The 15,375-nt window shown below is 69.2% G+C and carries 16 protein-coding genes; 12 read left to right on the forward strand and 4 right to left on the reverse strand.

What is annotated here, in order from left to right:
• Positions 1 to 358: 358 nt before the first annotated feature.
• The 5 genes from EDF47_RS07715 (at position 359) to EDF47_RS20325 (ending at position 3,995) form a co-directional block, all read left to right on the forward strand.
• Positions 359 to 904, forward strand: coding sequence for a MauE/DoxX family redox-associated membrane protein (locus EDF47_RS07715; protein ID WP_131878328.1), 546 nt, complete (start codon positions 359 to 361; stop codon positions 902 to 904).
• A gap of 17 nt (positions 905 to 921) precedes the next feature.
• Positions 922 to 1,449, forward strand: coding sequence for a hypothetical protein (locus EDF47_RS19770; protein ID WP_166673201.1), 528 nt, complete (start codon positions 922 to 924; stop codon positions 1,447 to 1,449).
• Positions 1,450 to 1,969: 520 nt separating this feature from the next.
• On the forward strand, positions 1,970 to 3,292 hold the full coding sequence (locus EDF47_RS19775; protein WP_166673202.1) for an ABC transporter ATP-binding protein: 1,323 nt from the start codon (positions 1,970 to 1,972) through the stop codon (positions 3,290 to 3,292).
• Complete coding sequence (locus EDF47_RS07725) at positions 3,289 to 3,723, forward strand: S26 family signal peptidase (RefSeq protein ID WP_131878332.1); 435 nt, start codon at positions 3,289 to 3,291, stop codon at positions 3,721 to 3,723. The genes EDF47_RS19775 and EDF47_RS07725 overlap by 4 nt, the downstream gene beginning before the upstream one ends.
• Before the next feature lie 137 nt (positions 3,724 to 3,860).
• Positions 3,861 to 3,995 (forward strand): hypothetical protein, encoded by a 135-nt coding sequence (locus EDF47_RS20325; RefSeq protein WP_279387357.1) that lies wholly within the window; start codon positions 3,861 to 3,863, stop codon positions 3,993 to 3,995.
• A gap of 72 nt (positions 3,996 to 4,067) precedes the next feature.
• Here the strand turns inward: EDF47_RS20325 and EDF47_RS07730 are convergent, their stop codons facing one another.
• The 3 genes from EDF47_RS07730 to EDF47_RS07740 all read right to left on the reverse strand — a co-directional run bounded on the left by EDF47_RS07730 (position 4,068) and on the right by EDF47_RS07740 (position 6,074).
• Complete coding sequence (locus EDF47_RS07730; protein WP_133936888.1) at positions 4,068 to 4,619, reverse strand: PH domain-containing protein; 552 nt, start codon at positions 4,617 to 4,619, stop codon at positions 4,068 to 4,070.
• Positions 4,620 to 4,835: 216 nt separating this feature from the next.
• The gene (locus tag EDF47_RS07735) at positions 4,836 to 5,315 is read right to left on the reverse strand and encodes a peroxiredoxin (protein ID WP_131878336.1); all 480 of its coding nucleotides are present in this window, start codon (positions 5,313 to 5,315) and stop codon (positions 4,836 to 4,838) included.
• Between the two features lie 9 nt (positions 5,316 to 5,324).
• A complete protein-coding gene (locus EDF47_RS07740; RefSeq protein WP_131878338.1) occupies positions 5,325 to 6,074 on the reverse strand; it encodes a CPBP family intramembrane glutamic endopeptidase in 750 nt (249 codons plus the stop codon).
• A gap of 121 nt (positions 6,075 to 6,195) precedes the next feature.
• Between EDF47_RS07740 and typA the strand changes: the two genes are divergently transcribed.
• The 7 genes from typA to EDF47_RS07775 all read left to right on the forward strand — a co-directional run bounded on the left by typA (position 6,196) and on the right by EDF47_RS07775 (position 14,211).
• Complete coding sequence (gene typA, locus EDF47_RS07745; protein WP_111084979.1) at positions 6,196 to 8,118, forward strand: translational GTPase TypA; 1,923 nt, start codon at positions 6,196 to 6,198, stop codon at positions 8,116 to 8,118.
• Between the two features lie 66 nt (positions 8,119 to 8,184).
• Positions 8,185 to 9,378 carry an amidohydrolase gene (locus tag EDF47_RS07750; protein WP_165918732.1) on the forward strand — a complete coding sequence of 398 codons (1,194 nt, stop codon included), beginning with the start codon at positions 8,185 to 8,187 and terminating at the stop codon, positions 9,376 to 9,378.
• 112 nt (positions 9,379 to 9,490) lie between these two features.
• Positions 9,491 to 10,033 carry a hypothetical protein gene (locus EDF47_RS07755; RefSeq protein ID WP_131878342.1) on the forward strand — a complete coding sequence of 181 codons (543 nt, stop codon included), beginning with the start codon at positions 9,491 to 9,493 and terminating at the stop codon, positions 10,031 to 10,033.
• Positions 10,034 to 10,052: 19 nt separating this feature from the next.
• Positions 10,053 to 11,243, forward strand: a complete 1,191-nt coding sequence (locus tag EDF47_RS07760; RefSeq protein ID WP_131878344.1) for a PIG-L family deacetylase — start codon at positions 10,053 to 10,055, stop codon at positions 11,241 to 11,243.
• A gap of 35 nt (positions 11,244 to 11,278) precedes the next feature.
• A complete protein-coding gene (gene fdxA / locus EDF47_RS07765) occupies positions 11,279 to 11,596 on the forward strand; it encodes a ferredoxin (protein WP_069711637.1) in 318 nt (105 codons plus the stop codon).
• 13 nt (positions 11,597 to 11,609) lie between these two features.
• Entirely contained in the window at positions 11,610 to 12,728 is a 1,119-nt protein-coding gene (gene dapC / locus EDF47_RS07770; RefSeq protein ID WP_132099585.1) for a succinyldiaminopimelate transaminase, read from the forward strand.
• A 184-nt stretch (positions 12,729 to 12,912) separates the two neighbouring features.
• Complete coding sequence (locus EDF47_RS07775; protein ID WP_123340789.1) at positions 12,913 to 14,211, forward strand: citrate synthase; 1,299 nt, start codon at positions 12,913 to 12,915, stop codon at positions 14,209 to 14,211.
• 76 nt (positions 14,212 to 14,287) lie between these two features.
• On the opposite strand, the gene dapD is transcribed toward EDF47_RS07775, so the two are convergent.
• Positions 14,288 to 15,274 carry a 2,3,4,5-tetrahydropyridine-2,6-dicarboxylate N-succinyltransferase gene (gene dapD, locus EDF47_RS07780; RefSeq protein WP_131878347.1) on the reverse strand — a complete coding sequence of 329 codons (987 nt, stop codon included), beginning with the start codon at positions 15,272 to 15,274 and terminating at the stop codon, positions 14,288 to 14,290.
• Positions 15,275 to 15,375: the final 101 nt, after the last annotated feature.

Below are 15,375 nucleotides of genomic sequence, written 5' to 3' on the forward strand. Positions count from 1 at the left end.
CACCGGGCCGACCACGCACGCGCCACAGGTGAAGCCGCACGAGCCACATCCTGCTTGTGCGTACAGGTAATGACAGTCCTGATGTGCACCCAGCGGGCAGACCCGCGCGAAGGCTGAGCACTTCGAGCAGCCCGCGGCTTTCACCGGGGGTGGCGCGAAGATGCTGAGGAAACGGTCCCCGGCCGTGGCCACACGTTCGAGAGTAGTCCGCACTTCGACCTCCTGATTTCGATTGAACAGGAGAACTCGACGCTCCCCCTGAGCGCATTCCACTCCGACGGACACCGTCTTGTCAATGTCTTGCGAACGACTTGGTGCATGTGGTTGGGTGATGTTGGGGCACATGATGGGGGCGGACATGATCTACGTTGAGGTAGTTGGACGGGCGGTCATCTTCCTGGTCTTTGCTGCGTCGGTCAGCACGAAAATCCGCAGCAAAGATCGGCGACATCTCCTGGAATCTGCGCGAGCAATGTTGGGAGCGCTGCGCCCCGGGCTCTCGGACTTCACGATGGACCACCTGGGACGCGCTGCTCTCGTGGCGCAATGGCTTGTGCTGGTACTCGTCGTGACGCCGTGGTGGGTCGTTGGCGTCGTCCTGGCCGCACTGTTGCTCATCTCGTTCACCGCCGGATTGATCGCGGAGATCCTGGCTCCGGAGGACGCGCAATGCGCGTGCTTCGGCGCAGACGGTCCTGACGTGAGCGTCTGGGATGTCGTCCGCAACGGTGTGCTGATCGCGATCGCCGCTGCCCTGGTGGTGTTGGCCGGCGTCGAGACGCGGCCGCCGGAGGTCGGTGCCGTCGTCGTGCTGCTGTGTGGCGCTGTCGTACCGGCCTTCCTGCTGGTCGAGATGACCTCCATCCGAGAACTGTTCGTCGCAGGAAACCACAGGGGGAAATGATGCTCGCAGTCTGGTTGATGTTCTTCGTCGTCTTCGCGATCGGCCTCGTGAACTTCGTCCTCCTGGTGGCGGTGATCCGGCGATTGCGTGCGCACGGGCACGAAGGATCGGTCGAATCGACTCCACTGAGTCTGGTCATGTCGAGCGGGGAACCACACGAGTTCGTGGCGACGTCGATGGACGGGAAGCGCGTCGACCAAGACACGATCAGTGGAGACGCCGTGGTGGGGTTCTTCCTGAAGGGTTGTGCTCCGTGCAGAGAACTCATTCCGGACTTCGCCGCCGAGGCGCGACGGCGACGGGCCGTTGGTGAGACGGTCGTGGCGGTCGTCGTCGGAAACGGCGCGGCTGAGACGTACGGCCCCCTGCTCGCGGGATCGGCGGACGTCGTCGCGGAGGATTCTGTCGTCCCCGGGCAGCCGGGGTACCACACGATGGCCGCCGCCTTCGACGTTCAGGGTTTCCCTGCCGTGGTGCAGCTCAAGGACGGCGTCGTGGTCGACAACGTGCGTGATCGGATCGTCCCGAGCGCTGCGCGTGTCTGATCACGGAACACGCGCGGGCCGGCTCTCGTTGATAGCGACGGCCGGTGCGCTCGCACTCCGCGCCGGTCCGTTCCTCTTCACGAGCACGTTGCTGATCGCTCTTGTCGAGGGCATTGCTCCCGTCTGGGTAGCGCGTTCGTTCCAGAGCGTCATCGACGCCCTGGTCTCGTCGGCGTCGTTCGCCGCCCCGGCCATCGGGTTCGGGATCGGGACCGTCCTGATCGCCGTGCTGATTCCTGTGTCGGCGGCGTGCGATTCGGCTCTTTCACGAGCGGTGCGCATCGAGGCGCAGACCCGACTCTTCTCGGCGCTGCACGAGCGACTCAAGGGACTCACATTGCTCGAGTCGCCGGCGTTCCAGGACCGGGTCCGGCTCGCCCAGCAGGCCGTGTACACCGGCCCGAACCAACTGGTCCGCGACATGGTCAGCACGGTCCGGGCTGCGATCCTGCTGACCGGCTTCGGGATCGCGTTGGCCGGCGTGGCACCGATGATCCTGGTCTTCGCACTGCTCGCCGCAGTGCCCGTCGTCGTGACCGAGCTGGGGTTGACCCGCCGGTGGGGTCCAGCCATGCACCGCGTCAACAGTGCGGAGCGTCGCCTCACCTTCTACTCGATGCTCCTGCTTTCGCCCGAGGCGGGAAAGGAGATCAGACTCCTCGGACTCGGCGCCCTCCTGCGGCGGCGAATGGACGCGGAGTTGCGCGACTCGGCCCGAGCGGAAGCGAAGGTGGACGGTACGACGCTCCGGATGCGGCTGGCCACCACGTGCCTCACGGTACTGCTGTCGTTGTGCGCACTTGCGTGGGCGGCCGTCGAGGTCGCGAGTAGCCGTATGTCCGTCGGAGGGCTCACGCTCGTACTCGCCGGCGTCGGGGGTGTGCAATCGACGATCACTGCTCAGTCCTCGGTTTGGACTTCGCTCGCGAAGACCCTGCACGCCGTCAGCGAGTACGTCGCGGTCGTCACGGTGCAGCCGGACCTGCCGACGCCCGAACGCGGGGCGAGGGTCCCCGTACTCCGTGACCGGATCGAGTTCCGCGACGTCTGGTTCCGGTACGCGGCCGACCTGCCGTGGGTCCTCCGAGGTGTCTCGTTCTCGGTGCCGCACGGGAAGGCGGTCGCGCTGGTCGGTCAGAACGGTGCCGGGAAGTCGACGATCGTGCGATTGCTCTGTCGACTGTACGAACCAGACCACGGCGAGATCCTGTGGGACGGGGTCGACATCAGGTCCCTGCCCGTCGATGAGCTCCGGCAGCGGATCGGTGCGGTCTTCCAGGACTACTCGGAGTACGAGGCGAGCGTTCGTGACAACGTCGCGTTCGGCGATGTCGATGCTGCAGACCCAGAAGCCAGCGTTCGTCTCGCGGTCGATCGTGCCGGGGCGACGAAGATCGTCGAGACGCTGCCGTACGGACTCGACACCTTCCTCACGCGGATGTTCACGGACTCGGCAGACAGGGACGACCCGGAGACGGGGGTGATCCTCTCCGGAGGTCAAGGTCAGCGGCTCGCCTTCGCCCGCGCCATGATGCGCGCAGATCGTGACGTCATGATCCTCGATGAGCCGAGCTCGGGTCTCGATGCGTTCGGCGAGACGGAACTGCACTCGACACAGCGCCGAGTCCGTCGTGGACGGGCATCTTTGCTGATCTCGCACCGGCTGAACACCGTCCGGGATGCCGATGAGATCATCGTCCTCGACGAAGGTGCAGTCATCTCTTCCGGTACCCATGCCGAACAGCTTCGGGAACGCGGACTCTACTGGGAGTTGTTCGAAGCACAATCCCGCGGCTACCGACAGGATGCGGCAGTCGGCACGACGTCGCAGGCGAACGCGTGACGCTGCTCATCGGGGTCGGCTGCTTCGGCGCAGCCGCTGTCGCGTTCGCGGTCCTTGCTCTTGCGCGGTACCGGGTGTACCGCGTCTACGGAATCAGCATGCTGCCCGCCCTCGGCAATGGTCAGACTGTTCTGGTCCGGAAGACGACGAGGGGAATCGCCGTCGGCCAGCTGGTCGTCTTCGACGGTGATAAATTGCCTTACGTGGATTGCGAAAGCAGCTCTCAGTGTTTTCCGAAGGAGTTCAGCGGCACAGCTGTCAAACGAGTTGTGGACATCAGGGTGCAAAACGGTGGAATCGTCTTCGAAGTCTTGGGTGACAATCGTGCGGCGAGCATTGATTCACGCAACTTCGGCGTGATTTCGTTCGAACGAGTGATCGGCGTCGTCGTCGGCCGGACCGGTCTTCACGGCGCCTCTTCACAAAAATGACGTCAATTGCTACCGTTGACATCGAGCCCGGGGTGGCGCACGACGCTCTTGTGGTGAATGCGTGGGTCGATGATGAACGCCGTCACGCTCCGGACGGTGCTCGAGAACCAGGGGAAGTCACAATGCAGGCAAACACCATGAAGAAGTCATTCGCGCTCGCGGCGACGCTGCTCGTCGCGGCGACGCTCGGGCTCGGCGCCGCAGCAGCGGTGCACGCCGACGGTGCGCCGACGCATGCGTCAGCCGGCGCACCGTTCAAATGGAAGAACTGAACGACCTCGACCCGGGGCGGGGTGTCGCCAGTGGCGGCGCGCCGCCCTCCGTCGTCTGTGCTGCGTCGGACGCTACATCCGGGCCGCCGCGAGCGACGCCGCGATCCCGAGCACGACGAACGCCAGGACCGTCCAGCCGTGCACCCGGTGGGTGATCGGCGCCGCCGTCACGGTCGCGGGCGGCGGGCCGTCCTGCGGAGCCGGGGCGGGTACGAGGGCCAGCATCCGCGCGGCCGCAGCGTCGACGTCGAGGTGATCCGGGCCTCCCGGTCGGCCCGGGACCTGGGCGGTGAGCCGCGCGGTCGGGCGGGTCGCGATCCAGACGCGGCGGACGCCCTCGCTCGTGACGACCTCGATGCCGTACTTCGTGCGCACCTCGGTGACACGCGACCACGTGTAGGTGCTGGTGCGGCGGACGTCCACGATCAGCAGGTGCTCGGGCGTCAGCTCGATGCGCGGACGCCAGAGCGCGGCCCACGCCACGAACGCGATGCAGATGCTCGGGACCGGGACGAGCCACGGGTTGCTGCCACCGAGCAGTGCCAGGGGGACGAGCGCCACCGCGACGACCCAGAGGGCGATGGCGAGACGGCGGAGGCCCGGGGCGACGATGGTGGTGTGCACCGGACGAGGTTACGAGATGCCTCCCCGGAGACGCCCGGGGAGCGGGTGTGACACACCAGCGCGTATCTCCGGACGACCCGATTCCCCGGGGAGGCAGATCCTGCGTGGACCTCTCGTGCCGACAATGGTCGTCGCCCCCAGTTCGGGTGTCAATACCCCATGGCGACGGATTCGGGAAACCCCCACGCCGGGAACGGCGTCAGTCGCGGGATCCGGTCACGAGACGAGCAGTTCGATCTGTTCTCGGATGGTCTCGGCCGTCGGGAACCGCAGACCGACCAGGCCGACGTGCCGCCACCGCACGACCCCGTCGGGACCGATCACGAACACCGACCGACGGAGTCCGATCCCCGGCGCGCGCACGCCGTAGTCGCGGATCACCGAGCCGGCGGTGTCGCTCAGCAGGGGGAACGTCAGCGAGGAGCCGCGCGCGAACGTCTCGTGCGAGTCGAGGGCCTGCGGGCTGATGCCCCACACCACGGCACCCAGGTCGTCGAACTCGTCGAGTTCCGCCTGGTAGCTGCAGAGCTGCGCGGTGCAGACGGCCGTCGCGTCGCCGGGGTAGAAGGCGAGCACCACGGTCCGGCCGATCTCCGACGACAGGTCGTACTCGTCGTCGGTGCGGACCCCGTCGCGGACGATCATGCCCGGCAGGGTGAACGTCGGCGCGGACTCGCCGACCTCGGGGATGCTCATGTGCTCAAGCTACGAGAACAACCGGGGGAACGCGCTCGCGACCCAGGGGTACCCGACGAACACCGCGGCGTCGAGCAGGCAGTGCGTGATGATCAAGGGCATCAGGCGGCCCCACTTCGTGTAGATCCAGCCGAACACGATGCCCATCACGGCGTTGCCCACGAACGCGCCGAAGCCCTGGTACAGGTGGTAGCTCCCGCGCAGCAGTGCCGTCGACAGGATCACCTGCCACCGCCCCCAGCCCAGGTCGCCGAGCCGGGCGTAGAGGTACCCGATCACGATGACCTCCTCCTGCAGGCCGGAGCGGATCGCGGACAGCAGCAGGACCGGCACCGTCCACCAGTACGAGTTCAGGGCAGCGGGGTCCACGCTCACCGTGATGCCGAGCGCACGCCCGGCGAAGTACAGGGCGAGCCCCGGGATCCCGATGCACAGAGCGATGAGCGCCGGACCGCCCAGGTCGGGCTTCACCCGGAACCGGTCGATGCCGAGCCGGGACAGGTGCGGGCGGGACGTGCTCCACAGCAGGAAACAGACGAGCGCGACCGGTGCAAGGTCCACCGCGATGCCGAGCAGCTGCCGGGCCAGGTCGACGTACTGCACCGTCGTCGACGAGGTGTTGAGCGCCGTGGACTGCTCGCCGAGCGGGGTCGTCTGCGACAGGTCGTCGATGATCTGGAGGATCGAGTACAGCGCGCTGGCACCCAGTGAGAGCAGCAGCACGATGGTGATCTCGACCCACGTTCGCCGTCGGCTCATCTGCTGTACTCCTGACGGTTGCGAACTACCGGTAGACTGGGGTGTCGGGCGTTCTGCCCGCGGGTGCGGTGCCGACAAATCACTGGCCCGACACTCTCCCAGAAATTGAAGGATGTCCTGTATGGCGCTCGCCACCCGGTCCGACCTGCGCAACGTCGCCATCGTGGCACACGTCGACCACGGCAAGACCACCCTCGTCGACGCGATGCTCACGCAGACCAACTCGTTCGACGCCCACTTCGAGGGCGAAGACCGCATGATGGACTCGAACGACCTCGAGCGCGAGAAGGGCATCACGATCCTCGCGAAGAACACGTCGGTGCTCTACAACGGCAAGCACGCGACCGAGTTCGGCGCGGACGGCCCCATCACCATCAACGTGATCGACACCCCGGGTCACGCCGACTTCGGTGGTGAGGTCGAGCGAGGCCTCTCCATGGTCGACGGTGTCGTCCTGCTCGTCGACGCGTCCGAGGGCCCGCTGCCCCAGACGCGCTTCGTGCTCCGCAAGGCGCTCGCCGCCAAGCTCCCGGTGATCCTGCTCGTCAACAAGACGGACCGCCCCGACTCCCGCATCGACGAGGTCGTCTCCGAGTCGCAGGACCTGCTCCTCGGCCTGGCGTCCGACCTGTCGGACGAGGTCGACGACCTCGACCTCGACGCGATCCTCGACGTTCCCGTGGTCTACGCCTCGGGTCGTGCCGGTGCCGCGTCGCGCAACAAGCCGGCCGACGGCTCGCTGCCCGACAACGACGACCTCGAGCCGCTGTTCGAAGCGATCCTGCAGCACGTCCCCGCGCCGAAGTACGACGACCAGCACCCGCTGCAGGCCCACGTCACCAACCTCGACGCGTCGCCGTTCCTCGGTCGCCTCGCGCTGCTGCGCATCTTCCACGGCACGATGAAGAAGGGCCAGACGGTCGCGTGGGTCAAGCACGACGGCACCGTCGTGAACGCCCGCATCACCGAGCTCCTCATCACCAAGGCCCTCGAGCGCTACCCGGCCGAGTCGGCTGGCCCCGGTGACATCGTCGCCGTCGCCGGCTTCGACACGATCACCATCGGTGAGACGCTGACCGACCCCGAGGACGTCCGCCCGCTGCCGACCATCACGGTCGACGACCCGGCGATCTCGATGACGATCGGCACGAACACCAGCCCGCTCGTGGGCAAGGTCAAGGGTCACAAGCTGACCGCCCGCATGGTCAAGGAGCGCCTCGACCGCGAGCTCATCGGCAACGTCTCGCTCAAGGTCCTCGACATCGGTCGCCCCGATGCGTGGGAGGTCCAGGGCCGTGGTGAGCTCGCGCTCGCCATCCTGGTCGAGCAGATGCGTCGTGAGGGCTTCGAGCTCACCGTCGGCAAGCCGCAGGTCGTCACGAAGCGTGACGAGAACGGCAAGCTGCAGGAGCCGTACGAGCACATGACGATCGACACGCCGGAGGAGTACCTCGGCGCGATCACCCAGCTCATGGCCGCTCGCAAGGGCCGCATGGAGAACATGACGAACCACGGCACCGGCTGGGTGCGCATGGAGTTCATCGTCCCGTCGCGCGGCCTGATCGGCTTCCGCACGTCGTTCCTGACCGAGACCCGCGGCACCGGCATCGCCAACGCGATCTCGCACGGCTACGACGAATGGGCCGGCCCGATCCAGACCCGCATCAACGGCTCGATCGTGTCCGACCGCTCGGGTGTCGTCACGCCGTTCGCCATCACGAACCTGCAGGAGCGGATGACGTTCTTCGTCAACCCCACCGAAGAGGTCTACGAGGGCATGGTCATCGGCGAGAACTCGCGCGCCGACGACATGGACGTCAACATCACGAAGGAGAAGAAGCTCACGAACATGCGTTCGGCGAACGCCGACTCCTTCGAGTCGATGACGCCGTCGCGCCAGCTCTCCCTCGAGGAGTGCCTGGAGTTCGCGCGCGAGGACGAGTGCGTCGAGGTCACCCCGGCCGTCGTCCGCATCCGCAAGGTCGAGCTCGACGCGCAGGCCCGCCAGCGCTCGTACGCCCGCCTGAAGCGTCAGGACGCGTAAGCACCAAGCGACGCGTCGCGTCAGCAAGAGCACGACCTGAGGAGGTCGGGGGTTACGGTGGATGCCGTGACCCTCGACCTCCTCTCGCTGTACCAGGACCTGCACGCCCACCCCGAGCTCGGTTTCCAGGAGCACCGCACTGCGGGCATCGTGGCCGACCGGCTCGCCGAACTCGGTGGCATCGAGGTGACCACCGGCGTCGGCGGCACCGGTGTCGTCGGCGTCCTGTCGAACGGCGAGGGCCCGGTCGTGTGGCTCCGCGCCGACATGGACGGCCTGCCGGTCCAGGAGCGCACGGGGCTGTCCTACGCCAGCCAGCACCGCGGCACCGACGAGGACGGCAACGACGTCCCGACGATGCACGCATGCGGCCACGACATCCACGTCACCTGGCTGCTCGGCACGCTCGAGCGCCTCGTCGCCACCCGGGACCAGTGGAGCGGCACGGTCGTCGGCGTCTTCCAGCCGGCGGAGGAGGTCATCTCCGGCGCCCGCGCCATGGTCGAGGACGGCCTGGTCGACCGGTTCCCGAAGCCCGACGTCGTGCTCGGCCAGCACTCGGCTCCGGCCCCGGTCGGCATCGTCGCGATCGGCTCCGGCCCGGTGATGGCGTCGAGCGACCGGCTCACCGTGACCTTCAACGGTCGCGGGGCACACGGGTCCGCGCCGCAGGCATCCCTCGACCCGGTCGTCACCGCCGCGTCCGCCGTCGTGCGGCTGCAGACCGTCGTCTCGCGCGAGGTCTCGCCGAGCGACGCCGGTGTGGTCACCGTCGGCAGCTTCCACGCCGGCACCCGCGCGAACATCATCCCCGACCAGGCCGTCATCGAGATCTCGACGCGTGCCCGCAACGAGGACACCCGTGCGCGCATCATCGCGTCGATCGAGCGGATCGTCCGTGCCGAGAGCGACGCCGGTGGCCTGCCCGAGCCGACGATCGTGCGGTCGCCCGGTGCCGAGGTGACCGTGAACGACGCGGAGTCCGCTGCCCGGGTGCTCGCGGCCGTCAGCGCCGCCGTACCGGGTGCGCGCGAGCTGGAGATCGGGCTGGCGATGGCGTCGGAGGACGTCGGGCAGCTCGCGACGGCGGCGGGCGTCCCGCTCGTGTACTGGTTCACGGGGATCACCGACCCGGAGCTGTTCCGCCGCGGCGAGGACATCCCGAGCAACCACTCGCCGTTCTACGCGCCGCAGGCCGAGACCGCGATCCCGGTCGGCGTGGACGCCTTGGTCGCCGCGACGCGCGCCTACGTCGCCTGACGGACGGACGGGAGGCGCGGGGCGGCCCCGCCGCGCGGGTGACCGTCCCGGGGACAGGACGTTCACAGCCAACTCGCGCCGTGCCTCCCGGCTCACCCGTTACCGTCGGCGCATGCGTTCCCTCCGTACCCCGCTGATCGCCGCCGTCGCCGCCGGCATCGCCCTGGCCGGACTCACCGGCTGCTCGTCCGACTCCGTGAAGCAGGCGACGGACCTCGGGTCCTCGGTGGCCTCGACGGTCGCGCACGGCGTCGCGGGCATCGACGGCAAGGCGATCCAGGACGGCATGTCCTCGGTCGCGGGCGGCATCGACGGGGCGCTCGACACGGCGCTCAAGGGTGCGAACGTCACCTCTGACGGCAAGGTGCCCGACGGGTTCCCGTCGTCCGACGTGCCGCTCGTCGACGGCACGGTGCTCGGCGGGGGAGCGGGACCGAACGGCTCCGGGTGGGTCGTGCAGGTGCGCGCCGGGTCGGTCGACGACTTCGCCTCCGCCGCGCAGCAGCTCGCCGACGCCGGTTACACCGAGTCGGCGAAGCGCGCCGACTCGTCGAGTGCGTTCGGGATGTTCCGCAGCGACGGGTACCGCGTCGTGCTCACGTTCTCGGACGGCGACGACGGCGTCACCGCGACCTACATCGTCACGGCCCGCTAGTCCCGTACCCTTGGGGGCGATGTCGAAGGCCTCCGTCACGCGCCCCGAGCGCGTCCTGTTCGTGCACGCCCACCCCGACGACGAGACCCTGTCGTCCGGTGGGACGATCGCGACCCTGCTCGAGCTCGGCGCCGAGGTCACCGTGTTGACGGCGACCCGCGGTGAGCGCGGCGAGATGCTCACCGAGCGGCTCGCACCCCTGGCCGGCGACGCACAACGCGTCGCCGCGCACCGTGAGACCGAGATCGACGCGGCACTCGCAGCCCTCGGCGGCCCGGCGCGCCTGTGGCTCGGCGGGCGCGGTGCCCGGCCCACCGACCTGCCGGAACGCCGGTACGTCGACTCCGGCATGCAGTGGGGGCCGGACGGGCGGGCGACCGCCGCCGACGACGCCCCCGTCGACTCGCTGACCGCCGCCGACCTGGGCGAGGTCGTCGACGACGTCCGTGCCGCGATCCGCTCCACCGGTGCGGACGCGGTCGTGAGCTACGCCGACGACGGCGGGTACGGCCACCCCGACCACGTGCGTGTGCACCACGCTGCTCGGTACGCGGCCCGGGCAGAGGAAGTGGCGTTCTCGATGATCGTCGCCCCGGACACCGGGGACGCCGACGTCACCGTCGACGTCCTGCCGGTGCGGGCGAAGGTGCGTGCCGCCGTCGAGCAGTACCGCTCGCAGGTCACCGTCGACCCGGTCGACCCCGCGGACCCGACCGCGCTGTCGTGGGTGATGCCGCACGGCGTCCGCGAGCACGCCCCCGCCGTCGAGGCCTTCCGGCACGACGCCGACCCGCAGCCCCCGGCACCGCAGACCTACGCCGAGATGTCCGGCCAGGGCAAGGTCGCCGCGGTCGCCGTCGCGCTCGTGCTCGGGCTCGTCACCGGCGGACTGGGCACCGTGACGCACCAGCAGACCGTCGGCGCCGCCGCGTTCCCGATCGGCATGGTGATCACCACGCTGCTCGTGATCGGGCTGACCGTGGGCATCCGGCTGCTGTACCGGTCGCGGGCGATGGTCGCCGCGATCGGCATCGGCATCCTCGTCGCGACCCAGGTGCTCGTCTCCGTCGGCGGCCAGGGCTCGCCGCTCGTGCTGGCGAACGCGGCCGGGTACGTGTGGACGTTCGCGCCCGCCGTCATCGCCGCCCTGGTGCTCGCGTGGCCGGACCTGTCGGGGCTGCGGTCCCGGACGGCCCCGGGCCGCGAGTAGACTCGAACCCGCTCGTCGAAGGGAGCACCCGAACCGTGACCTACGTGATCGCCCAGCCCTGTGTCGACGTCAAGGACCGTGCCTGCATCGACGAATGCCCCGTCGACTGCATCTACGAGGGCGACCGCTCGCTGTACATCCACCCCGACGAGTGCGTCGACTGCGGTGCGTGCGAGCCGGTGTGCCCGGTCGAGGCCATCTACTACGAGGATGACCTGCCCGACGAGTGGGCCGACTACTACAAGGCCAACGTCGAGTTCTTCCAGGAAGTCGGCTCGCCCGGTGGCGCCGCGAAGGTCGGTGTGATCCACAAGGACCATCCGGTCGTCATGGCCGAACCGCCCCGCGGCTGAGCCGGACACGCACGTGGCGCTCGACCTGCCCGACTTCCCCTGGGACCAGCTCGTCCCGTTCAAGCAGCGCGCGGCCGGGTACGAGGGCGGCATCGTCGACCTGAGCGTCGGTTCGCCCGTCGACCCGACCCCCGAGGTCGTCCGACGCGCCCTCGCTGACGCCACGGACGCGCACGCCTACCCGCAGGTCGCCGGCACCCCGGCGCTGCGGCAGGCCATCGCCGACTGGTACGGCCGACGCCACGGGGTGCGGCTGACCGAGGCGCACACGCTGCCGACGATCGGGTCGAAGGAGTTCATCGCCGGCCTGGCGCTCTGGCTCGGCATCGGCGCCGGCGACACCGTGGTGTTCCCCGCCGCTGCGTACCCCACCTACGAGCTCGGCGCGGCCCTGGTCGGTGCGGACGCCCTCGCATCGGACGACCCGGCGGCGTGGCCGGCGACGACGAAGCTGGTGTGGCTGAACTCGCCCGGCAACCCCGACGGCCGCGTGCTCTCGATCGACGACCTGCGTGCAGCGGTCGACCGCGCCCGCGAACTCGGTGCCGTCATCGTCGGTGACGAGTGCTACGCCGAGCTCGGCTGGGACCCGCAGTACGCGACCACCCCGACCCCCACGATCCTCGACCCCCGGGTCGTCGGCGACTCGGTCGACGGCGTGCTCAGCGTGTACTCGCTGTCGAAGCAGTCGAACCTGGCCGGGTACCGCGCGGCGTTCGTCGCCGGTGACGCCCGGATCCTCGCCGACGTGCTCGCGGTCCGGAAGCACGCGGGGCTGATGCCGCCGCTGCCGGTGCAGGAAGCGATGATCGTCGCACTCGCCGACCAGACCCACGTGCAGCAGCAGAAGGCCCGCTACCGGGCGCGCCGGAACATGCTCCGACGGGCACTCGAGGACGCCGGCTTCCGCATCGACCACAGCGAGGCCGGCCTGTACCTCTGGGCGACCCGCGGTGAGCCGGCGCTCGACACGGTGTCGTGGTTGGCCGACCGCGGGATCCTCGTCGCACCGGGCACGTTCTACGGCACAGCGGGCGGGGAGCACGTCCGGGTGGCCCTCACCGCGACCGACGAGCGCATCGCCGCGGCGGCCCAGCGGCTGGCCAGCAGCCGTCGGCTCGGCGCCGCGTAGCGCGGGGACGGACCCCGCCGCCGGGCGGATCGTGCATTCCGCCCGGAGCGCAACCGGGGGTTCCCACCAAGTCGTGACCATCGATGTGTGCACGAGCGACAGACGCCGCGATTAGGCTGTCAACGTGACTGACACTGCCAACGACGCTCAGAAGACGGCCACACCGCCCACGACGCCCGTGCCCGTGAGTCCCGCCGCCGAACAGACGGGCGAGACCGCGACGCTGACGTACCCGGGCGGCAGCGCGGAGTTCCCGATCCTGCCGAGCGTCGACGGCGCGTCCACGATGGACATCTCGACGTTCAAGAAACAGACCGGGATGAACACGCTCGACTACGGGTTCGTGAACACCGGGTCGACCAAGAGCGCGATCACCTACATCGACGGCGACGAGGGCATCCTGCGGTACCGCGGGTACCCGATCGACCAGGTCGCGTCGAACTGCACCTTCCTCGAGGTCGCGTGGCTCCTGATCTACGGCGAGCTGCCCGACGAGTCCGAACTCGCCGACTTCGACGCCCGCATCCGTCGGCACACCCTGCTGCACGAGGACCTCCGGCGCCTGTTCGACGCGCTCCCGCACTCCGCGCACCCGATGTCCGTGCTGTCCAGCGCCGTCAGTGCCCTGTCGACGTACTACGAGGACGACATGGACGTCGACGACCCGGAGAAGGTCGAGCTGCAGACCGTGCGGCTGCTCGCCAAGCTGCCGGTGATCGCCGCCTACGCGCACAAGAAGTCCATCGGGCAGGCGTTCCTGTACCCGGACAACGGGCTGTCGTTCGTCGACAACTTCCTGCGCCTGAACTTCGGCACCATGGCCGAGACCTACCAGCCGAACCCGGTGCTGTCGAAGGCCCTCGACCGGCTCCTCATCCTGCACGAGGACCACGAGCAGAACGCCTCCACCGCGACGGTCCGCCTGGTCGGCTCGACGAAGGCGAACATGTTCGCGTCGATCTCGGCCGGCATCAACGCCCTGTACGGGCCGCTGCACGGCGGCGCGAACGAGGCCGTGCTCGAGATGCTGCAGCAGATCAAGGACTCCGGCGAGCCGGTGCAGCGCTTCGTCGAGCGGGTGAAGAACAAGGAGCGCGGCGTGAAGCTCATGGGCTTCGGACACCGCGTCTACAAGAACTACGACCCCCGCGCGAAGCTCGTCAAGGAGTCGGCCGACGAGGTCCTCGAGTCCCTCGGCGTGCAGGACGACCTGCTCGACATCGCGAAGGAGCTCGAGCAGATCGCGCTGAGCGACCAGTACTTCATCGACCGCAAGCTCTACCCGAACGTCGACTTCTACACCGGCATCATCTACAAGGCGATGGGCTTCCCGCCGCGCATGTTCACGGTGCTGTTCGCGATCGGCCGCCTGCCCGGCTGGATCGCGCAGTGGCGCGAGCTGAACAACGACCCGCTCAACAAGATCGGTCGCCCGCAGCAGCTCTACGTGGGTGCGCCGAAGCGGGACCTCCCCGCGCGCTGACGCGCGTTCTCACCCGCGAAAGCGACAGAGTCCCGCGAACAGTTCGCAGGACTCTGTCGCTTTCGCGGGGCCAGGCCTACGCGTGGAGCGCGGTGTTGAGCTGGATGCCCTCGCCCTTGCGCTGCAGCGCCTCGACGGCGCCGGACAGGCTGTTGCGGCGGAACAGGACGTTCGGGGTGCCGGACAGCTCGGCGGCCTTGACGGTCTTCGGCGTGCCGTCCGGGTTCGGTGCGGCGCCGACCAGGACGACCTTCGTTCCCGCCGTGACGTACAGGCCGGCCTCGATGACGGAGTCGTCGCCGAGGGAGATGCCGAGACCCGCGTTCGCACCGAGCAGCGCGCGCTCGCCCAGGGAGACCCGGTGCGTGCCGCCGCCGGAGAGCGTGCCCATGATGGACGCCCCGCCGCCGATGTCGGTGCCGTTGCCGACGACGACGCCCTGCGAGACACGGCCCTCGATCATGGCGTCGCCGAGGGTGCCGGCGTTGAAGTTCACGAAGCCCTCGTGCATGACGGTCGTGCCCGGTGCCAGGTGCGCCCCGAGACGGACGCGGTTGGCGTCACCGATGCGGACGCGGTCCGGCACGACGTAGTCGACGAGACGGGGGAACTTGTCGATGGCGTGCACGGCGATGCCCGCGCGCTGCAGCGACGGGCGCAGGCGGGTCAGGGACTCCGGGTGGACCGGCCCCGCGTTCGTCCACGCGACGATCGGGAGGTACCCGAAGACACCGTCGAGGTTGATGGTGTTCGGACGCACGTGCAGGTGGCTCAGCAGGTGCAGACGCAGGTACGCGTCCTCGGTGCTGGTCGGGGCGGCGTCGATGGTGACCTCGGTGGTGACGGCCTCGATCCGGACCTCGCGGCGGGGGTCGTCGCCGACGTGCGCCTGCAGTGCTGCCGGGAACACCGCGTCGGTCGGCAGCGGGCCGAGGTGGGTCTCCGGGTACCAGGTGTCGAGCGTCGTGCCGTCGGCGGCGATCGCCGCGAGGCCGTGGCCCCAGGCGTGCGTCGGGCGGTCGGCGGTGGCGGTCGGGTCGGTGGCAGCGGTCGTGTCGGTCACCGCACCAGGGTACCGACGCACTGGACGGGAGCACCGGACCGACCGGACGGACGCTGCGGAACCGCACCGTGCCTCCCGGCCGCCGTGCCGTGGGCCAGCGC

Source organism: Curtobacterium sp. PhB190 (genome assembly GCF_004365385.1).
GTDB lineage: Bacteria > Actinomycetota > Actinomycetes > Actinomycetales > Microbacteriaceae > Curtobacterium.